The following is an 18,377-nucleotide window of genomic DNA, read 5'->3' as shown; positions in this document are numbered from 1 at the left end:
TTCCAAAAACTTATTTTTAATTAGTTTACTGGAATTTGGAACTTTAAAAATTGATATTTAATCTAAGTTAGGTTTTCTTCTAGATTGTTTTAGATCAGAAATATTCTTTTTGTCTTTGATTCTTTTCTTAATTACTGCTTTTGGAACTTTCGTAGCTTTTCTAATTTTAGGAACATAAAGTCCTTTTTTAATAATTTCCAAAAATCGTTTGGTTACAATTTCTTTGTTTTTAAGCTGACTTCGGTCTTCATCGCAATTTAAAATCAAGATGTTTTCAGAAGTTAATCTTGCTGCTATATTTTCCTGTAAAAGTAATTTTTCGTCTTCAGATAAAGCTTGCGAAGTATTCAGATCAAAACTCAAAACTACTTTAGATGAAACTTTATTCACGTTTTGTCCACCTGCTCCACTGCTTCGAACAGCTTTGAAATTTAACTCTGATATGATTTTGTCTGCATCCATATTATTGTGGCTGATGAGCCGCTTTCAACAAATCGTTTACTGTTTTTACTGGATTAAAAGTAATCAAAGGAACAGCAACAAAAACAGTTAGCCAATTGGCCATTGATCCATTCCATAAACCTGGCAATTCGTAATTTTTAACCGATTTTCCTTCAACGCTTTTTTCTACAATAAATCCCGCTTTTTGATCTACATATTGCAACAGATCAAACTTTTCGTTTTTATAGTTTTTTATACCGCAAACTAAATCTACTGGATTAAAATGTGTTGCCTCAGCTAAAATTCTTTCTTGTTTTTTGTCTTCTAAATCAACTTGCGAAGTTTCTACAATTTGAAGTGATTTTATTCCTTTTTTGTTCATAACCCAAAAAGGTCCGCCTCCTGGTTCTCCTTCATTCTTAACCATTCCGCAAACACGAGTTGGTCTATCTAAAAGTTCTTTAAGCTTACTTATTTTATTTTCAAAAGTAAATTTATTGAAATCAGCAGTCATTTCAACATTAAAGCCATTCTCTAAAAAAAGAAGGATTTCTTTAATATTATCTTCTTTTATTTTCTCTTGGTCAATTAGTCTTAAATATTCAAAAACTTTCTGCTGCATCTCCACTAAAATACCTGCTAAAGCTTTTTTATATAATGTAATTTGATCAATATGATTCTGAATTACATTGTCTATATTTTTAATAAAAATTACATCTGCATCCAGATTATTTAAATTTTCAATCAAAGCCCCATGTCCGCCTGGTCTGAAAATTAAATTATCATCTTTATCTTTTACCAGCTTATTTTTTCCATCTAATGTAATCGAATCAGTACGTTTGCTTTGATAGGAATATCCAATATCAATCTTAATACCTGAAGGTTTTTCAATCTTCCCTTTAATTTCATCAACCGCTATTTCAAATAAATTTTGGTGTATTTCTGAAACTGTAAAATGCAAATTAGATACATTTTTTGATGACGCATAATGTACACATTCATTCAAATGTTCTTCAATCGGATTGGCAATATGCGTATCATATTGATGAAATGGTAAAACAGCTTTTGGTTTGTTTGCTGAATTAAAATAGTCTGGAGACAACAGTAATTTTATAAAATAATAATTTTTATAATCTCTTTCTAAAGACTCAAATTCAGGATAAATTTCTCTTAACTTTTTATCGACAGTTTCAAAGAAGGGAAACTTCTCCATACCAACAATAAAAATAGCCAGTTCTTTATCGTTTTTCCTGTTGATATAGGCATTTATCGTTTCCTTTTCAATATCAAAATCATTCAGAAATGCTATTAAGAATTTGTACATTCTTGTCGCCGCACCAGATGCTGGAACAAACTTTTTAATTTTAAATTTATCCTTCTCTTGGTCAAAAAACAAAGCTTTTTGGTGAAATTCGTTTTCTGATAAATTTAAAATCCCATCATTGATTGTAGCGGGTCTAATTAAATTACTTTTTGCGATTCCTTTTTTAAAGCTTTTTAATTGTTTTAAAATAGTTTCAAAAGAAATTCCTCTATTATATATCTGCACAAAATCATTAGACGAAAAATCATTTTCTTTAGCCAAAGTCAAATCATGAATAATACCTGTTGCTTTTGCCAAACGTGTTTCTTTGTCTCCTGATAATGTTATAAAAGGCTTTTTTGTATCTATTAATGTCTGCTTAAAAACAGAAAATACCGTTTCTCTTCCTTCTGGAGTATCACGAATATCGTCCTTTTCCCAAGGAACATCAATATCGGTCAGGAAAAACAAATCGTATTCATGTTTTAGCGCCGCTTCGTTTAAAAGCGGATCACAAAAACCATAATACATTTCAGAAAACACTTTGGTTACCATCAAATTGGTATCGCAAAACAAGTATTTATTTGCACTAGCCAATTTTTCATTTTCCAATGCAGTCTGACCATAAGCAATTGGCATCATATCATCAGCTACACAAATATGCTTATTCTCTTCCCATTTTTCTTGCAAATAATCACGTGCAAATTCAGGAACCCATTCGGTTTCATAGTAATCTGCAAGCTGTTTTGCTAAGGTTGTTTTTCCTGTACTTTCAGGTCCAAACAAAGCAATTTTTATGATATTTGTTTTTTGCTGTTTAAGATCTTTCTCCATTCTAAATAAGCTGAAATAGCCAAAATTGTAAAAATTATGTATTGAAGCGACAACATTCCTAAGCCACGATAAGCATAGAGAGGCACAACAATAATATCACCAATAATCCAAAGTGTCCAGTTTTCTATTTTTTTTCTGGCCATATACCACATTCCTGCGAAAAATATTCCAGACGAAATCATATCGACATAATTGTCTTTATGAATTTCGTATCCAAAATATTTATAAATCCCGAAAACTACAAAAACAGTCACAATAAACAGTAAGATTCCGATTATTTTTTCATTAAAACTTGTACGGGTAATTGGCAGATTATCTTCTGCAGTTCCTCCTTTTGCCCAGACGTACCATCCATAAATACTCATAACTGAAAAATAAGCATTTATGATCATATCTCCCATATAACCCGCAATATAAAGCAGGTAAACCGATATTGCAGTAGCGATTAATCCTGTTGGATATACCCAGATGTTTTCTTTTTTAGCAAACCACACACTTAAAATTCCGCAGACAAATACCAGAAACTCCAAAGCAATGTGCCAAAGCGGTGCATTTTTATAACTTTCTAAAAAAAAATCTATCATGAAAATGTGGTATTTGACATTTATAATTCAAAAAAACGACTGTTATTTTCAAAGGCAGTTCCAATAACAACCAAATCTGCACCAGCTTGATAGGCTTTTTGAATTCCGTGCAAATCTACAATTCCTCCGCCAACAATAACAGGAATTTCAATATTTTGAGAAATCAGTTCAATCATTTCTGCTGGAACAGGTTGTTTAGCACCACTTCCCGCTTCTAAATAAATAAGTTGATTTCCTAACATTTCACCTGCTTGAGCCGTCGCCAAAACCAAATCAAGATTTTCGCGGCTTAGAGGTTTTGTTTTACTTACACGAGCAACGGCAGTTTCATTACCGCTTTCAATTAAAATATATCCTGTAGAAATAACTTCTAAATTTGTTTTTTTAAGAATTGGAGCAGCCTGAACTTGATATTCTATCAAATAATCGGGATTTCGGCCAGACAATAACGATAGGAACAGAATTGCATCGGCTTGCGGCGAAATCTGCGAAGGATCGCCAGGAAACAAAATAACAGGTAAATTTGTTTTTTGCTTTAACTCCGAAATCAATTCTTCCAAAATGTTATTCTGAACAATACTTCCTCCTACAAAAATGTGAGTTGCAGGCGAACCATTAATTTTTTCAATTAAATGATTGACATTTTCCAATACAATTTTATCAGGATCCAAAAGCACTGCCAGTAATTTTTGGCCATTGCTTTTAGCTTCTAAAATCTGTTGTTTAATAGTAAGTATTTGTTCTTGCATACGGGGTGTAAAAGTAAAAGATTTTTAATGTAGAAGAACTATTTTGAATAAATTATATTTGTTCAATGTCTTTTGGTAACGTAAACAATACATTATGATTACAGTAGAATTACTAGAAAAGTACGGTGTCGTAAAAAAATCATTTGATAAAAATGATATTATTTTTGAAGAAGGAAATCTGCCATCACACTATTATCAGATTATTTCTGGTGAAGTAAAGATGAGCAATTATAATGATGATGGCCGTGAATTTATTCAAGGTATTTTTTATAACGGACAATCTTTTGGCGAACCACCACTATTTTTAAACCAAAAATATCCAGCAAATGCTATTGCTGTAGAAAATACCGAGCTTTTTACTCTTCCAAAAGAAAACTTCATGAGGCTTTTAGAAGAAAATCCAAAAGTGAGTATTCAAATAATCGAAAATCTAGCGCAGAGATTGTATTACAAATCGGTTATGGCTGCCGAAATTTCTACACATGAACCAGAACATCGTGTGTTGAAATTAATAGATCACGGAATTGCTTATTTCAATTTTCAGAAAGATAAAAACGGTTATCTCATTAATTTTACCAGACAGCAGATTGGAGATTTAACTGGTTTACGGGTAGAAACTGTAATTAGAACAATAAAAGCATTGGAAAAAAAAGGTGAATTGAAGATTATCAACCGAAAAGTATACAGATAAAAAAAATCTCGTTTTATGATTTTAATCATAAAATTGAGCGCCATTGTGGATGTAATTTTGTTGATATAAAAAACTGAATACCATGACACTATATCAAACAACATTCGACATTTTCAATAGAAACTATATGGGTTCTGCTGCAATGGCAGTAATTGGACAAAGCTGTTTAGGAGGCGCTGCAGCTATGTACGTTTTATCAAACGGAACTTCAATTCCACAGATGATTCAGCTAGGAATTATTGTTTTAGCTTGTGTTTTCGCAAATACATCTATCTTAGCACAAATGAAACATAAAGTAGTTTTCAACCTGATTATGGTAAGCACACTTTTAAGCGTATTTTTTATATTCTTGAATAGTTTTATTCTATGAAAAAACAAATAGAAAATAGAGCTGATGTATCATTTTTAGTACATCAATTTTATGTTAAAATAAGAGCCGATCGAGAAATCGGCTTTTATTTTAATGAAATGATTTCTGATTGGGATGCACACCTCGAAAAGCTGACTGATTTTTGGGAAACAAACCTATTTGGCGTTCGCAAATACAAAGGAAATCCTCACGCTGTACACAATGAAGTTGATGCCCATTTTGATGAAAAAATCACTATAAACGAATTCGGAATCTGGCTCAATCATTGGTCTCAAACCATTGATGAACATTTTGAAGGCGAAAACGCCGAAACATTAAAAAGACGCGCCCGAAAAATGAGTACTTTTTTATATATGAGTATATTTCAGCATAGACAAAAAGAAAGCGAAGTTTAAATATCTAAATCTTAGAATTTTTAAATTGACATTTTATTTCTCAAAAGCATAAACCAAAGTAAAGGTTCCCTCAAAATTATCTGATTTGATTTCTTCGTAGTGCACATCAAAATCCTTTATGAGATCATCAAAATGAAGACTTGCCTGCGTTTGGGTTTCTCCTAAAGAGAAGTTGTTTACATTAATATGATCTTTAAAACTTATACCTTTTTCATTTCTTATTTTAAAGATCGCCTCTTTGGCTCCCCAAATAACGGTAAGTTTTTTTATGTATTCTTCTATAGAATTCGGTTCTAAATACCTGCATTCATAATCGGTAAATTTATCTGCTATTCTTTGAATTTTCTCACGTTGCAATTCCATGTCAATTCCAACCTTTTCTTTGCTTATAATGATGGCTGCAAAATGGTAAGAATGTGTAATTGAGATATGATGATCACAATCAAAATATGGTTTTCCAAATTCATCATAATGCAGATCTTTATCTGTAAAACCCATTTCCTGAATCAGCATTCGAACACTTAAAAAAGCACGCTGATGCATTTGTGATTTCATTCCCTCCAGTCTGCGCTGTGTTTTTTCTTTCAACGTTACTCTGCTGTACAATTCATCAAAAGATTCGGTTATTTCCCAAATTAAAATTTTAGTCGTTTCATTGAATTGTATGGTCTGAAATAAAGGCATTACTTTTTAATTATAAATTGTAAATGATTAATTATAAATTTTTGGTGGTAAATTTTAAACCATATAAGTCATTTAAGAAAACATAACTGTTGGTTTAAAGAATGCATTAGTAAATATAAGCAATTCGCGACAAAGGTAATAGTTTCAGAATCTTTTTTAAATGAACTTATATCACTTATATGGTTTAAATCGTTTTATAAACTAATGTTCTAAAGATTAAGAAATTAAAGATTTCACAAATCTGACAGAAATTAGTAAAATTCAAAAGCTATTCCTTAAATTTGCAAAAATTTTACAATTATACAAATATAATATAAATGAGTACATCGACTACGCCTTATGTGGCTTTCAAAGTAAAAGACATTTCTCTAGCGGCTTGGGGAAGAAAAGAAATTGAACTAGCTGAAGCTGAAATGCCAGGTTTAATGGCACTTCGCGCTGAATATAAAGACGAACAACCATTAAAAGGAGCTCGTATTGCTGGATGTTTACACATGACGATTCAAACTGCTGTTTTGATCGAAACTTTAATTGCTCTTGGTGCAGAAGTTACTTGGTCTTCTTGTAACATTTTCTCTACTCAGGATCAGGCTGCTGCTGCGATTGCTGCTGCAGGAATTTCAGTTTACGCTTGGAAAGGTCTTGACGAAGAATCATTTGACTGGTGTATTGAGCAAACTTTATTCTTTGGTGAAGACAGAAAACCATTGAACATGATCTTAGATGATGGTGGAGATTTAACTAATATGGTTATCGATCGTTACCCAGAATTAGTTGCTGGAATTAAAGGTCTTTCTGAAGAAACTACAACTGGTGTTCACAGACTTTACGAAAGAGTAAAAGCTGGAACTCTTCCAATGCCTGCAATCAACATTAACGATTCTGTTACTAAATCTAAATTTGATAACAAATACGGATGTAAAGAATCTGCTGTAGATGCTGTACGTCGTGCAACCGACTTAATGTTAGCTGGAAAAAGAGTTGTTGTTTGTGGATATGGTGACGTTGGAAAAGGAACTGCTGCTTCTTTCAGAGGTGCTGGTTCTATTGTAACTGTTACTGAAATCGATCCAATTTGTGCTTTACAAGCTGCAATGGACGGTTATGAAGTTAAAAAATTAAACACTGTAATTGCTAATGCTGATATCATCATTACAACTACAGGAAATAAAGATATCGTTCTTGGAGAGCACTTCGAGCAAATGAAAGACAAAACTGTTGTTTGTAACATTGGTCACTTCGATAACGAAATTGACATGGCTTGGTTAAACAAAAACCACGGTGCATCTAAAATCGAAATCAAACCTCAGGTTGACAAATACAACATCAACGGTAAAGATATCATTATCTTGGCTGAAGGTCGTTTAGTAAACCTTGGTTGTGCTACAGGTCACCCAAGTTTTGTAATGAGTAACTCATTTACAAACCAAACTTTAGCTCAAATCGAATTATGGAACAACAGCGCAGCTTACAAAAATGAAGTTTACATGTTACCAAAACATTTAGATGAAAAAGTTGCTGCTTTACACTTAGCTAAATTAGGCGTTGAACTTGAAGTTTTAAGAGAAGATCAAGCTGCTTACATTGGTGTTGAAGTTCAAGGTCCATTCAAACCAGAGTACTACAGATATTAATTGATTTTAGTCCCGATAGCTATCGGGATTAGATTTCTTTATGTATATATTCAAACCCGACAGGTTTTAAAAATCTGTCGGGTTTTCTGTTTTTATGTTTCAGGTAAAACATTTCTATCAAAAAATTGTACTTTTATAAATATCTGCTTACTTTTAACAACCAGAATAAGAATCTATTTATCAAATACTTAAATAGTAAAAAATTGAAAAAAACATCTTATTTACTCGTCTTCTTATTTTTACTAAGTCTCCCGCAAATTATTTTTTCTCAGGAAAAAAAGCCTAAAGTTGTGTTAGTACTAAGCGGTGGCGGTGCAAAAGGAATTGCACATATTCCGCTTTTGCAAAAATTAGATTCACTTCACATCGTTCCAGATCTTATTGTTGGAAACAGTATGGGAAGCATTATTGGTGGGTTATATGCAATGGGATATTCGGGTGATAGCATAGAAAAAATCACGAAAGATATTTATTGGGATAAACTCTTAGGCGGAGGTCAATCATTACGAGCTGTAAGTGCCGAAGAAAAAAGAGAATTTCAACGATATTTAGTCGGAATAGGTGTTAAAGACGGAAAACTTAACAGCATTGGTTCTCTGTTAAATGATCAAAATCTAAGAGAATACCTTTCTGAATTAACTTTCCCTGTATACAATGTCAAAGATTTTGACAGTCTCCCGATTCCTTTCAGAGCTATGGCCACAGACTTGGTTGAAGGAAAAGAAGTTATTTTAAGCAAAGGAAGTTTATCTTATGCTATGCGAGCCAGTATGTCGTTACCTGCTATCTTCAAACCAATGCCTTACGGAAAAACGGTTTTGGTAGACGGTGGAGTATTAAATAATTTCCCTACTGATGTTGCCAAACAAATGGGTGCCGATATTATTATTGGAAGTGATGTCGGAGGCGGAATGGAACCTGCCGATAAGCTAAATAATCTTATGACCATATTAATGCAGACCAGTATGTTCCCGAGCAACATTAAAAATCCTGCAAACCGCGATTTATGCAACATATTGGTTGATCACCTACCCAATCTTCGTTTCTCTACTGCAGATTTTGCAGATAGCAATGAAATCTACAAAGATGGAAAAATTGCCACAAATCAAAATCTTCCGGCCTTAATTGCTCTGTCAGAAAAGCTAAAAGGATTTCAGCAGCGAACTCATAAATTGCCCGATATGCCAAATGAGTTTATTCTAGACACAATTGTTTACAAAAAAATAAGTCCCGAAAATATGCCGTTGGTTGTCGGAAGGGCAAATCTAAAAACCCATGTAAAATACACTACCAAAGATTTAATAGCGGGCATCAACAGAGCAATGGGAACCAATCTTTTTGACGAGATTACGTATAGTTATTTCATTAAAGACGAAGATAAACTAGGCATTACATTGTTCGGATTTGAACGTGCAAAAAACCAGCTAAACACATCAGTGCATTATGACACTTACAGAGGTGTCGGAATAATTTTTAACTACACAGGAAGAAATGTTCTTGCCGATGCCTCTCGTCTTCTTTTAACGGTAGATATTGCCGAACAGCCAAAAGCAAGAATCAATTATCAGAAAAATTTTGGAAAGCATAGAGAATGGTGGTGGATATCTGAAGCTTACGGAGCCTTTCTTCGCCAAGAAATCTATATAAACGGAAAAGCATCAGACAACATACTTTACAACGCTTTTGAACTCAACAATGAGGTAAACAGAAATATAAATTCTTTAAAAAGTTATTTAGGCTTTGGTTTAAATTATAGCTACACCAATCTAAAACCTAAATATGATCGAGAATACAATCCAAACTCTGTAAGCATCAACAATTACAACTTCAATAATATAGAATTCAACCTGCATTATTCTTATAATGACATGGATCGAGTTTTCTTTGCCACAGAAGGGACAATTATAAAATCGAATGTAGCACGATCATTTCTTACCGATATCGACGCTGCTTTTTCTGATCCAGACCAAACACGCGTTTCTGGCTCAACAAATGGCTACACCAAATTTGGTTTAACTTACGAGAAGAGATTAGCTATAAAAAAGAAAATTACAGGAATCATAGGATTTGACTCTTATTTTATTTTTCAGGATAAACTCAAACATGATGATATTCCGTTTTCAGGATTTGGTTACGCGGCAAAATATTTCATAGGCGGTATTATTCCAAGTTCAGGAAGCAATCGCTTCTCGTTTGCAGGACTTCATGAAGACGAACTTAATGTTACACAATATATGGGCCTCAAACTTGGGTCTCAAATAAACTTAATCGGAAAAATTTACCTGACTCCCCACTTCAATATCGCTTCTGTTGGTTTTGACACCTTCAACGATTATATAAAGCATGCCTTCAATCCAAAAGGAAATTGGGATAACAACATCGATACCAGCCTAGTAATATCAGGAGGTGCAGCGATTTCCTATCAATCCATTTTAGGCCCAATTCATTTTGATACTTCATGGATAAACAATATCGACAAAGTAAGATTATTTTTCAGCGTAGGATTATCATTCAATCCTTAAAAGAGATATCTAAAATCTAAAATTAATCAGGGCGTGCCATAATTTTAAAAAAGGCCCAATATGCTTTGCGTACATTGGGCCTTTTCTTAAATTATGTCGGGCTATCCGCGCTACTTTGGTAGCTAGCTCCTATCCCTCACGCAAACGTAAACCAAGAACCATAAATATTACCATACTATTCACAACTCTAAAATTTAAAGTTTAATTTTGAAGCTCCAGAACTCATAATAAAGCAAAAAAATTATGATCGAAAAAGTTTTATGCGAAATACATGGCACAAAAGAAATGACTTTTGGCTGCATTCATATTGCAATGGCAACAGACTCTAAAGAAAAAATTGGTTTCTACTATTCAGAAGCCAAGGAAGATCTTCCTCAAATTGCTTGGTGCGGAGATTGTGAACAATGGCTTCTTGATAATGGCGAAGAATGGACAGAAGTTTTTCAAGCCAGAGCAGATTTTAAAATGCTATGCATTGATTGTTTTGACGAAGTAAAAAATAATGAAACAGAAATTCATATTCGATAAATAAATTCCTGTCCGTTTCAAACAAAGCTTAACTTTGTAAAAAACGACAATCATGATGAATTTTTTATTTTTATTTATCGCTATAGTTTTTGAAATCATTGCAACATCGGCATTAAAAAAGTCTGAAGAATTTACCAAACTTATTCCAAGTATCATAACAATTATTGGCTATTGTGGTGCCTTTTATTGTTTGAGTTTTGCCATCAGAACCATTCCCGTCGGATTTGCTTATGCCATCTGGTCTGGAGTCGGAATTGTATTAATTACAGCAATTGGCGCCATTTTCTTCAAAGAAATCCCAGATTTACCCGCTATAATTGGATTGAGTTTAATTATAATTGGCGTAATTGTAATCAATGTTTTTTCTAAAACTACAGCACACTAATTTTTAAATTTCAGAAAATGACTTTCAGGCAAGCAGTAATTTCAGATTTAGAAGAAATGCAGCAATTGTATATCGAAACCATACAATCTGTCTGCAAAAACGATTATAATACAGCTCAAATAGAAGCCTGGATTTCTGGCGTAAAAAATAAAGAACGCTGGATTGAAGTTATTGAAAAACAATTTGTTTTATTAGCCATTATTGAAAACAAAATTGCGGGTTTTGGAACCTTAAAAGACGATAATTATATTGATTTCTTCTACATTCATAAAGATTTTCAGCGACAAGGAATTGCAGACAAAATTCTAAACGAATTAGAAACCGAAGCTAGAAAACATCATTCAAAAATAATAACTTCAGATATCAGCATAACAGCAAAACCATTTTTTGAAAAGAAAGGATTTGTTGTAAAAGCCGAACAGAAAAATATTCGCTTGGGCGTTGAATTAATTAACTTTAAGATGGAAAAAGAACTGTAAAATTTTGTTTCAAGTTTCAGGTTCCAAGTTAAGTTGGAACCTGAAACTTGAAACCCGAAACAAAAAAACAAAGCAAGTTTCGGATTTTATACCTGCCAAAACCAATCGATCTTTGCCTTATAAAATGGAAGAAAAATGAACACACAAGAAACCATTAATTATAACCGCATTGCAGAAGCGATCGATTACATCAAAGCAAATTTTAAAGATCAGCCCAATCTTGATGAAGTTGCAGAAAAAGTACATTTAAGTCCGTTTCACTTTCAGAGACTTTTTAGTGAATGGGCAGGAACGAGTCCGAAGAAATTTTTGCAATTTACAAGTATCGAACACGCCAAAAAATTACTCAAAGAAAATCAGGCAACAATTTCTGAAACGGCTTACGAAACTGGACTCTCTGGCACTAGCCGACTGCATGATCTATTTGTTAATATTGAAGGAATGACGCCTGCAGAATATAAAAATGGCGGAAAAAATCTGGCTATTAACTACAGTTTTGCCGAAAGTCCGTTTGGGAATATCATTGTTGCATCGACCTCAAAAGGCGTTTGTTTTATGGCTTTCGCCGAAGATGAAATCACAGGACTTGCTGCCTTAAAAGATAAATTTCCAAATGCTTCTTTTACCCAAAAACTAGACTTAGCACAGCAAAATGCGCTATTTATTTTTCAGAATGATTGGAGCAAATTATCAGAAATCAAACTGCATTTAAAAGGAACCGATTTTCAGCTGAAAGTATGGGAAACTTTACTAAAAATTCCAATGGGACAACTTTCTACTTACGGTTCTATTGCCCAACAGATTCACAAACCAAATGCATCGAGAGCAGTTGGAACAGCAATTGGCAGTAATCCTGTTGCGTTTCTTATTCCGTGTCATCGTGTTATCCAATCTTCGGGAACATTTGGTGGCTATATGTGGGGAAAAACCCGAAAAACAGCTATTATTGGCTGGGAAGGTGCGCAAATAAATCTATAAGTTTTTCTGCCACGACTCGAGCGATAGCGAACAGGCGAAGCAGTTCACGAATTTTCTTTTTAAAATCTTTGCGATTATTTATTCGAATTAATTCAAATAATATTAGATAAAATATTTAAAAAAGAAAATTCGTGAATTCGTGGCGAAAAAAACCTCAATCTAAAACTTCTTTATGCAAAATATACAATCCAAAATTGCTTCTCAAGACTGGGAAAGCATTACCGAATCTATGCACGAAAATGGATTTGCAATTATTCCAAAAGTGCTTAATAACGAACAATGCGAAGATCTAAAATTCGATTATGACAATCCATCCATATATCGAAAAACAGTTATAATGGAACGCTATCGGTTTGGTTTAGGTGAATACAAATATTTCAATTATCCACTACCCGATTTAATTCAAAATATACGTTCTTCGATTTATCCAAAATTAGCTCCAATTGCAAATGCTTGGATGAAAGCTTTAAATATTGATACTGTTTTTCCAGCAAAACATGAAGATTTGTTAAAACAATGTCATGACAATAATCAGCTGAAGGCTACAGTTTTAATTTTAAAATACGGCAAAAGCGGCTTTAATACTTTACACCAGGATTTGTATGGCGATGTTTATTTCCCCATTCAAATTGTACTTTTTCTAAATGAACCTGATGAAGATTTTACTGGCGGTGAATTTATTCTAACGCAGCAAACTCCAAGAGCACAATCTAAAGCGATTGTTTTGAAACCTAAAAAAGGAGATATTCTGGTTTTTACAACCAATTTCAGGCCTGTAAAAGGTACAAAAGGGTATTATCGTGTAAATATGAAACATGGTGTAAGCGAAGTACATTCGGGTGAAAGATATACGTTGGGAATTATTTTTCATGATGCGCTTTCGTGATTTTTGCTCGCGAAGTCGCGAAGTCGCAAAGTTTTTTGACAAAGTTCCTAAAGAGTTTGTCATTTCGACGAAGGAGAAATCTTCGCGAGAAGCTCTACAAAGATTGGACTATTGTTGCGGAGTTATTTGCGAAGATTTCTCCTTCGTCGAAATGACATAAAATGAGAAAAAATTTTGCGATTCTGCGACTTTGCGAGAAATAAATCTTTAACAATTTAATTATGATCAAGCATAGTAAAATTTCAGATTCAGACCTTCGAAATAAAATTAAAAAAGGCGAAATTTGTTTCGGTGGCAACCAGAAATTAAAGATCTACGGAACACTAAAATGTTCTTCGGGAAAAAGAATGAAACGGGAGAATCGGGTTTTCTTTTCTTCTGAAAAAGATGCCATCCAAAATGGTTTCAGACCTTGCGGTCACTGCATGAAATCAGAATATCAAAAATGGAAAAATGGACTTATTTAATCCTCAAACAGACGAAACAACGAATCTGCTTCCAAAAGATGGAACGGTGAATTATTATGGAAAATTATTTTCGAGAACAGAAGCCGACTTCTACCGTGATATTTTATTAAATACAATTGAATGGAAAAATGATGAAGCGATAATCTTTGGAAAATTAATTTTGACCAAAAGAAAAGTGGCATGGTACGGCGATCAGGAATTTGAATATACGTATTCGAATACAACAAAAAAAGCTTTGCCTTGGACGCCCGAGCTTTTGAAACTAAAAAAAATCATTGAAGAAAAAACAGGAGAAACTTTCAATTCTTGCTTGCTTAATCTTTATCATTCTGGAGAAGAAGGAATGGCTTGGCACAGCGATGCCGAAAAAGATTTAAAGAAAAATGGCGCAATCGGATCTGTCAGTTTTGGTGCCGAACGTAAATTTGCTTTCAAACATAAAGAGTCAAAAGAAACGGTTTCTATGATTCTGGAACACGGAAGTTTATTGGTCATGAAAGATGAAACGCAAACGTATTGGCTTCACAGACTTCCTCCAACAAAAACTACACAAAAACCGAGGGTTAATTTGACTTTTAGAACGATTGTGAGATAGCAATTTTATCTCTTTTGTGAAGCCACAGTTTCATAAGATCGTATCAAGGCATCTTCAAACATTTCGGGCCTTACTCTTGAAAGTTCGACGATTGTCCAACCTTGTTTTCCCCATTTATTTGGAATTGGATAGAAAATCTTTTCGCTTGACGCACAAAAAACCGACTGGTCTATTTCGGTTAATTTTAAAACGGCATGATTATTTTTTTCGTCAAAAGTGGCAAAAATCTTCTTTTTGATTCGAAAAGAAGTCTTCTCAAAATGAGGTTCCTCTGTTGCATTTGGAAATGATAACGCTAATTTTCTAAAGGTTTCAATTGAAATCATAACCGTGCATTTTAAATTATTATTTCTTACCAGCCTTGATTCAGTCCGTTTTTAAGAACCTCATCGTATTTTTCTTTATCAAAAGAATATAAGTTTGGGGCTTTATGCGCTACATTGCTTTTCTTTTCATCGAGTTTCGTAAGGATTCCGATATTGGTTATTTTTCGTAAAAAATTTCGGCGGTCGAGTTTTTTATCCAAAATCGTTTCGTATAATTTTTGTAATTCTGGAATTGTAAATTTCTCTGGCAATAAATTATAACCTATTGGCATTAAATTCAATTCGATTCTTAGAGTATTTAGGGCTTTATCTAGAATTTCACGATGATCTAAAATAAGTTCAGGAACTTCTTTATGGTCAATCCATTCTACAATTTCGTGTCTGTTTGCTGGATTTGGAAGAATTTTCGAAAAATCGACCAAAGCATAATATCCAATCGTAACAAAACGACGCATGAGCCATTTCCCTTTTGCTTCTTCAATTTTCAAGTATTTCAACGTTTTTTTATCAAAGTGCTGTTTGTTGCGATCTACCTTTCCAAAAGTTGCAAATTGTCTTAAAAAAACTCCATCAACACCAGTTCTGTTATTCAATACCGTGATGGCAGCCGTATCTATATCCTGATCAACAGGAATAAATCCGCCGGGTAACGCCCATTTATTGACTCTTTCCACTTTAATCAATAAAACTTTTAACTGATTATCATGAAAACCAAAAATGACACAATCTATAGAAAGCCCAGGCTGGTAGTTTTCGTTATTATCTATAATGTCTTTTAACATCAAAAATCTTTATAAATTCTTTCTTTTTAATAACGCTGCAATTTACTTCATTTTTATAAAACTCAAGTGTTTTTCTAAAGAGATGATTTTCAATCAAAATAGAAGTGTTCAAACCACAATTTTAACGAAAATTTAAAATCAAATTTAAAAAAAATAAGTACATTGCGTCATAATAACACATTAATGATTTTAACTGTTATAATTCATACAAAAAACAAAGAAAAATAATACAAAAACTACCATTTATCTTCAAAGTGAGTGTAGAAATTAAATGTAGAAAATTATGAATGCCAGTCCTTTAAAAAATTTTAATCAAAAGATTAGAAGTAAAATTCTAAATTCTTTTGGATTTGTTTCTAAAACATATCTTTTAGAAGCTTCGTTAAAATATAGTGCAGAACAAGAAAGAATTTTCAACGAGATGATTGTTGAAACTGATGCAAAAAATAAAAAAGCAAAACAAGAAGCATTTGACAAAGCTTTGTATGCTTCTTATAAAGGAATTGGCGCCATGGATTTTGTAAATACTGTTATAAAATAACCTTGTCCCTGTTTATAATTTATAATGCGGCCTCACTTTTAGTGAGGCTTTTTTTTATCATAAATTTCACACGATTATAATAAAAATGGTTATTTATTAGTTATTTTAGCCTTTTTTAAAAGTAAGAATATCCCCTATAAAAAGAATCATGGAAAATATCATTGAATCAGAAAGTTACAAAATCCAAAAACCAGAAAACTGGGCTCCCACAATTAATGACGATCAGCTTATTGAATATATAAAAGAATCCGATTTCTCAAATAAACAAGTTGACGAAGGACGTGATTTCTGCTATTTTTTAGACAAAGTTTATTATACAAGCGATACTGAAAACAGCGAGTATGCCTGCGTAGCCTATACACTTAACGAACCAGGAAATCTTGAAAGTGCATCAGTAAGAGATGTTGTTGTAGAAGAAAACGAAACTTATGTTATACACAGAATCAGTGTTTTGAGAGATGGTGTTTTGATTGATAAAATTGCAGATACCAAAATTAAAGTTTTGGACAGCGAAAATCAAAGTGAAGGCGGTATTTTGAGCAGTAACAAAAAAGTAAATATTACGATTAAAGATTTACGTCTTTATGATGTTTTAATTACCGAAGATTCTCGTACAAAGGTTTTTACAGATCGTGATTTTATGCGAAAAGAATTTCTTAAGTATGTGTATGTAACGCCAAGTACTTATTGGGCTTACGGAAAGTATAAATTTTCTTTTATCAATGATAGAAAAGAAACAATCGCCTACAAAAAGACATTCTATAGAGATGAAGAAGGAAATGTTTTGGAACCCGAAATCAATCACCTGAAAAAAGGAGAGCGTTTTGTTATTGACAAAGTAAATTACATTAACTCGTTTGACGTTAATAGAGAAATTGCTCCTTTTATAGATTTTGCGACAGATCGTAACTGGATTGATTTGTCTAATTACATTTCTCCGCTTTATGAAGAAATATACAGTAAAGCCTCTTTAAAAGAATTTGCTCCAAACCTTGTTGAAAAACTCGATGCTATTGCAGATCAAGACGAGAAGTTACAATTTGCGATTGATTATGTACAAAATCATGTGTATTATGTTTTTAATGCTGATGAAATGAACGGCCACAAACCGCAAGAACCATCAGTAACTTATGAAAATAAACAGGGTGACTGTAAGGCAAAATCGGTTTTACTGAAAGTGGTTTTGGATTATATTAATGTTGATTCTTCTGTAGTATTGGTAAACTTTAATTCGGATCATTACATTAAATATTATCTTCCTTCATTATTGACTTTTAATCACGTTATTGTAAAAATCAATTACAAAGGCCAAACTTATTTTGTTGATGCTACTTCTAGAGATGAATTTGGATTTATTGAAAACCGCGGTTATATCTACTTTCTGCATTATTTGGAAGTAAAACCAAATCAGGAATTAGCGATTAAAGAACCGTATAAATTTCCTTATTATGGAATAACTGAAAAAGCAGATTTCAGTGCTCAAAATAATATAGGTCAGTTAAAATTGGTTTCGACCTACAAAGGAAATCGTGCCAATTATATGCGCAAATATTTTAAAAACACGAATAAAAGAGAAATCATTGACAGCTGGAATAATTTCTTGTTCTATGCCTTAAATTATTCTAACGACAGAAACGGAACTGATGTCAGAACTATTTTTAAAGATGCGTCTATTGAAATTGTAAGCGATGATAAAAAGCTAAATGAATTTACGATTATGTACAACACGTCAATTGAAAATCCATATTTTACTGATGCTGAGAAGAACCGTTTCTTAATGTATTTTGATCGAAATGTGGTTAAAAACTCGGCACGCGATTTTATACACAGCGATCTTTCGTTCTGGCATAATTTTGACAACGAAAAATACGAAATCAACTTATCGACAGATCAGAAAATAGATACTCAAGAAAAATATACTATTCAAGAAAGTACTATTGCAAATCCTTATTTTGATTATACAAGCCGCAAAAAAGTAAACAAAAATGGCGCGTCTATTTATGTCGATTTTAAACCATTGATCAATTTAGAAATACCAAGTGAAGATTTTGAAGATTTTAGAAATGCACATCATGAAATCGCCGACAGCAATTATGGAATTGGAATCGATATTATCGAACAAGGTTTAATGAATATGCTAAAATATAGTTTTAAGAAACGACTAAAATAATTTTGATAAAAAAAACGGGGCTCAAAAAGAAGC

General features: G+C 32.8%; 21 protein-coding genes. 14 read left to right on the top strand and 7 right to left on the bottom strand.

Annotated features, from left to right (window positions below):
• Positions 1–57: 57 nt before the first annotated feature.
• The 4 genes from arfB to OZP10_RS11850 are packed head-to-tail and all read right to left on the bottom strand — an operon-like array spanning position 58 to position 3,911.
• Positions 58–462: an alternative ribosome rescue aminoacyl-tRNA hydrolase ArfB gene (arfB, locus tag OZP10_RS11865; protein WP_281631109.1), complete on the bottom strand. Its 405-nt coding sequence runs from the start codon at positions 460–462 to the stop codon at positions 58–60.
• A 1-nt stretch (position 463) separates the two neighbouring features.
• A complete protein-coding gene (locus tag OZP10_RS11860) occupies positions 464–2,578 on the bottom strand; it encodes a DUF4301 family protein (RefSeq protein ID WP_281631108.1) in 2,115 nt (704 codons plus the stop codon).
• Entirely contained in the window at positions 2,539–3,162 is a 624-nt protein-coding gene (gene pnuC, locus OZP10_RS11855) for a nicotinamide riboside transporter PnuC (protein ID WP_281631107.1), read from the bottom strand. The genes OZP10_RS11860 and pnuC overlap by 40 nt, the downstream gene beginning before the upstream one ends.
• A gap of 20 nt (positions 3,163–3,182) precedes the next feature.
• A complete protein-coding gene (locus tag OZP10_RS11850; RefSeq protein ID WP_281631106.1) occupies positions 3,183–3,911 on the bottom strand; it encodes a phosphoglycerol geranylgeranyltransferase in 729 nt (242 codons plus the stop codon).
• Positions 3,912–4,005: 94 nt separating this feature from the next.
• On the opposite strand from OZP10_RS11850, the gene OZP10_RS11845 reads away from it, so the two are divergent.
• From OZP10_RS11845 to OZP10_RS11835, 3 genes are all read left to right on the top strand, one after another.
• Complete coding sequence (locus OZP10_RS11845; RefSeq protein WP_281631105.1) at positions 4,006–4,602, top strand: Crp/Fnr family transcriptional regulator; 597 nt, start codon at positions 4,006–4,008, stop codon at positions 4,600–4,602.
• 82 nt (positions 4,603–4,684) lie between these two features.
• On the top strand, positions 4,685–4,972 hold the full coding sequence (locus OZP10_RS11840) for a hypothetical protein (protein ID WP_281631104.1): 288 nt from the start codon (positions 4,685–4,687) through the stop codon (positions 4,970–4,972).
• Positions 4,969–5,367 (top strand): group III truncated hemoglobin, encoded by a 399-nt coding sequence (locus tag OZP10_RS11835; protein WP_281631103.1) that lies wholly within the window; start codon positions 4,969–4,971, stop codon positions 5,365–5,367. The genes OZP10_RS11840 and OZP10_RS11835 overlap by 4 nt, the downstream gene beginning before the upstream one ends.
• Positions 5,368–5,400: 33 nt before the next feature.
• On the opposite strand, the gene OZP10_RS11830 is transcribed toward OZP10_RS11835, so the two are convergent.
• Positions 5,401–6,051: a 4'-phosphopantetheinyl transferase family protein gene (locus OZP10_RS11830; RefSeq protein WP_281631102.1), complete on the bottom strand. Its 651-nt coding sequence runs from the start codon at positions 6,049–6,051 to the stop codon at positions 5,401–5,403.
• A gap of 317 nt (positions 6,052–6,368) precedes the next feature.
• On the opposite strand from OZP10_RS11830, the gene ahcY reads away from it, so the two are divergent.
• The 9 genes from ahcY (at position 6,369) to OZP10_RS11785 (ending at position 14,525) form a co-directional block, all read left to right on the top strand.
• The gene (gene ahcY, locus OZP10_RS11825; RefSeq protein ID WP_281631101.1) at positions 6,369–7,685 is read left to right on the top strand and encodes an adenosylhomocysteinase; all 1,317 of its coding nucleotides are present in this window, start codon (positions 6,369–6,371) and stop codon (positions 7,683–7,685) included.
• Positions 7,686–7,975: 290 nt separating this feature from the next.
• A complete protein-coding gene (locus OZP10_RS11820) occupies positions 7,976–10,207 on the top strand; it encodes a patatin-like phospholipase family protein (protein ID WP_281631100.1) in 2,232 nt (743 codons plus the stop codon).
• 243 nt (positions 10,208–10,450) lie between these two features.
• Positions 10,451–10,735 carry a hypothetical protein gene (locus OZP10_RS11815; protein WP_281631099.1) on the top strand — a complete coding sequence of 95 codons (285 nt, stop codon included), beginning with the start codon at positions 10,451–10,453 and terminating at the stop codon, positions 10,733–10,735.
• Between the two features lie 52 nt (positions 10,736–10,787).
• On the top strand, positions 10,788–11,120 hold the full coding sequence (locus OZP10_RS11810; RefSeq protein ID WP_281631098.1) for a DMT family transporter: 333 nt from the start codon (positions 10,788–10,790) through the stop codon (positions 11,118–11,120).
• 17 nt (positions 11,121–11,137) lie between these two features.
• On the top strand, positions 11,138–11,599 hold the full coding sequence (locus tag OZP10_RS11805) for a GNAT family N-acetyltransferase (protein WP_281631097.1): 462 nt from the start codon (positions 11,138–11,140) through the stop codon (positions 11,597–11,599).
• 135 nt (positions 11,600–11,734) lie between these two features.
• Positions 11,735–12,577: a bifunctional helix-turn-helix domain-containing protein/methylated-DNA--[protein]-cysteine S-methyltransferase gene (locus tag OZP10_RS11800; protein ID WP_281631096.1), complete on the top strand. Its 843-nt coding sequence runs from the start codon at positions 11,735–11,737 to the stop codon at positions 12,575–12,577.
• A 172-nt stretch (positions 12,578–12,749) separates the two neighbouring features.
• Positions 12,750–13,463, top strand: a complete 714-nt coding sequence (locus OZP10_RS11795; RefSeq protein ID WP_281631095.1) for a 2OG-Fe(II) oxygenase — start codon at positions 12,750–12,752, stop codon at positions 13,461–13,463.
• A gap of 221 nt (positions 13,464–13,684) precedes the next feature.
• Entirely contained in the window at positions 13,685–13,930 is a 246-nt protein-coding gene (locus tag OZP10_RS11790) for an Ada metal-binding domain-containing protein (protein ID WP_281631094.1), read from the top strand.
• Positions 13,917–14,525, top strand: a complete 609-nt coding sequence (locus OZP10_RS11785; protein WP_281631093.1) for an alpha-ketoglutarate-dependent dioxygenase AlkB family protein — start codon at positions 13,917–13,919, stop codon at positions 14,523–14,525. The genes OZP10_RS11790 and OZP10_RS11785 overlap by 14 nt, the downstream gene beginning before the upstream one ends.
• 5 nt (positions 14,526–14,530) lie before the next feature.
• Here OZP10_RS11785 and OZP10_RS11780 read toward each other — a convergent pair whose 3' ends face one another.
• Both OZP10_RS11780 and OZP10_RS11775 read right to left on the bottom strand, forming a co-directional pair.
• Positions 14,531–14,851, bottom strand: a complete 321-nt coding sequence (locus OZP10_RS11780) for an MmcQ/YjbR family DNA-binding protein (protein WP_281631092.1) — start codon at positions 14,849–14,851, stop codon at positions 14,531–14,533.
• A gap of 26 nt (positions 14,852–14,877) precedes the next feature.
• A complete protein-coding gene (locus OZP10_RS11775; RefSeq protein ID WP_281631091.1) occupies positions 14,878–15,633 on the bottom strand; it encodes an NUDIX hydrolase in 756 nt (251 codons plus the stop codon).
• Positions 15,634–15,916: 283 nt separating this feature from the next.
• On the opposite strand from OZP10_RS11775, the gene OZP10_RS11770 reads away from it, so the two are divergent.
• Together OZP10_RS11770 and OZP10_RS11765 are read left to right on the top strand one after the other, a co-directional pair.
• Complete coding sequence (locus OZP10_RS11770) at positions 15,917–16,174, top strand: hypothetical protein (RefSeq protein ID WP_281631090.1); 258 nt, start codon at positions 15,917–15,919, stop codon at positions 16,172–16,174.
• 148 nt (positions 16,175–16,322) lie between these two features.
• Positions 16,323–18,344, top strand: coding sequence for a hypothetical protein (locus OZP10_RS11765; RefSeq protein ID WP_281631089.1), 2,022 nt, complete (start codon positions 16,323–16,325; stop codon positions 18,342–18,344).
• Positions 18,345–18,377 lie beyond the last annotated feature (33 nt).

The sequence above is a fragment of the Flavobacterium luteolum genome (assembly GCF_027111275.1).
In the GTDB taxonomy this organism is placed as follows: domain Bacteria; phylum Bacteroidota; class Bacteroidia; order Flavobacteriales; family Flavobacteriaceae; genus Flavobacterium; species Flavobacterium luteolum.
The sequence above is the reverse complement of the archived record's forward strand: the minus strand, read 5'-3'. Positions and strand labels throughout refer to the sequence as shown.

What these genes read in the sequence shown, in the direction of transcription:
- arfB (WP_281631109.1), bottom strand. Translation starts at nt 462, where the DNA reads ATGGATGCAGACAAAATCATATCAGAGTTAAATTTCAAAGCTGTTCGA.
- OZP10_RS11860 (WP_281631108.1), bottom strand. Translation starts at nt 2,578, where the DNA reads ATGGAGAAAGATCTTAAACAGCAAAAAACAAATATCATAAAAATTGCT.
- pnuC (WP_281631107.1), bottom strand. Translation starts at nt 3,162, where the DNA reads ATGATAGATTTTTTTTTAGAAAGTTATAAAAATGCACCGCTTTGGCAC.
- OZP10_RS11850 (WP_281631106.1), bottom strand. Translation starts at nt 3,911, where the DNA reads ATGCAAGAACAAATACTTACTATTAAACAACAGATTTTAGAAGCTAAA.
- OZP10_RS11845 (WP_281631105.1), top strand. Translation starts at nt 4,006, where the DNA reads ATGATTACAGTAGAATTACTAGAAAAGTACGGTGTCGTAAAAAAATCA.
- OZP10_RS11840 (WP_281631104.1), top strand. Translation starts at nt 4,685, where the DNA reads ATGACACTATATCAAACAACATTCGACATTTTCAATAGAAACTATATG.
- OZP10_RS11835 (WP_281631103.1), top strand. Translation starts at nt 4,969, where the DNA reads ATGAAAAAACAAATAGAAAATAGAGCTGATGTATCATTTTTAGTACAT.
- OZP10_RS11830 (WP_281631102.1), bottom strand. Translation starts at nt 6,051, where the DNA reads ATGCCTTTATTTCAGACCATACAATTCAATGAAACGACTAAAATTTTA.
- ahcY (WP_281631101.1), top strand. Translation starts at nt 6,369, where the DNA reads ATGAGTACATCGACTACGCCTTATGTGGCTTTCAAAGTAAAAGACATT.
- OZP10_RS11815 (WP_281631099.1), top strand. Translation starts at nt 10,451, where the DNA reads ATGATCGAAAAAGTTTTATGCGAAATACATGGCACAAAAGAAATGACT.
- OZP10_RS11810 (WP_281631098.1), top strand. Translation starts at nt 10,788, where the DNA reads ATGATGAATTTTTTATTTTTATTTATCGCTATAGTTTTTGAAATCATT.
- OZP10_RS11805 (WP_281631097.1), top strand. Translation starts at nt 11,138, where the DNA reads ATGACTTTCAGGCAAGCAGTAATTTCAGATTTAGAAGAAATGCAGCAA.
- OZP10_RS11800 (WP_281631096.1), top strand. Translation starts at nt 11,735, where the DNA reads ATGAACACACAAGAAACCATTAATTATAACCGCATTGCAGAAGCGATC.
- OZP10_RS11795 (WP_281631095.1), top strand. Translation starts at nt 12,750, where the DNA reads ATGCAAAATATACAATCCAAAATTGCTTCTCAAGACTGGGAAAGCATT.
- OZP10_RS11790 (WP_281631094.1), top strand. Translation starts at nt 13,685, where the DNA reads ATGATCAAGCATAGTAAAATTTCAGATTCAGACCTTCGAAATAAAATT.
- OZP10_RS11785 (WP_281631093.1), top strand. Translation starts at nt 13,917, where the DNA reads ATGGACTTATTTAATCCTCAAACAGACGAAACAACGAATCTGCTTCCA.
- OZP10_RS11780 (WP_281631092.1), bottom strand. Translation starts at nt 14,851, where the DNA reads ATGATTTCAATTGAAACCTTTAGAAAATTAGCGTTATCATTTCCAAAT.
- OZP10_RS11775 (WP_281631091.1), bottom strand. Translation starts at nt 15,633, where the DNA reads ATGTTAAAAGACATTATAGATAATAACGAAAACTACCAGCCTGGGCTT.
- OZP10_RS11770 (WP_281631090.1), top strand. Translation starts at nt 15,917, where the DNA reads ATGAATGCCAGTCCTTTAAAAAATTTTAATCAAAAGATTAGAAGTAAA.
- OZP10_RS11765 (WP_281631089.1), top strand. Translation starts at nt 16,323, where the DNA reads ATGGAAAATATCATTGAATCAGAAAGTTACAAAATCCAAAAACCAGAA.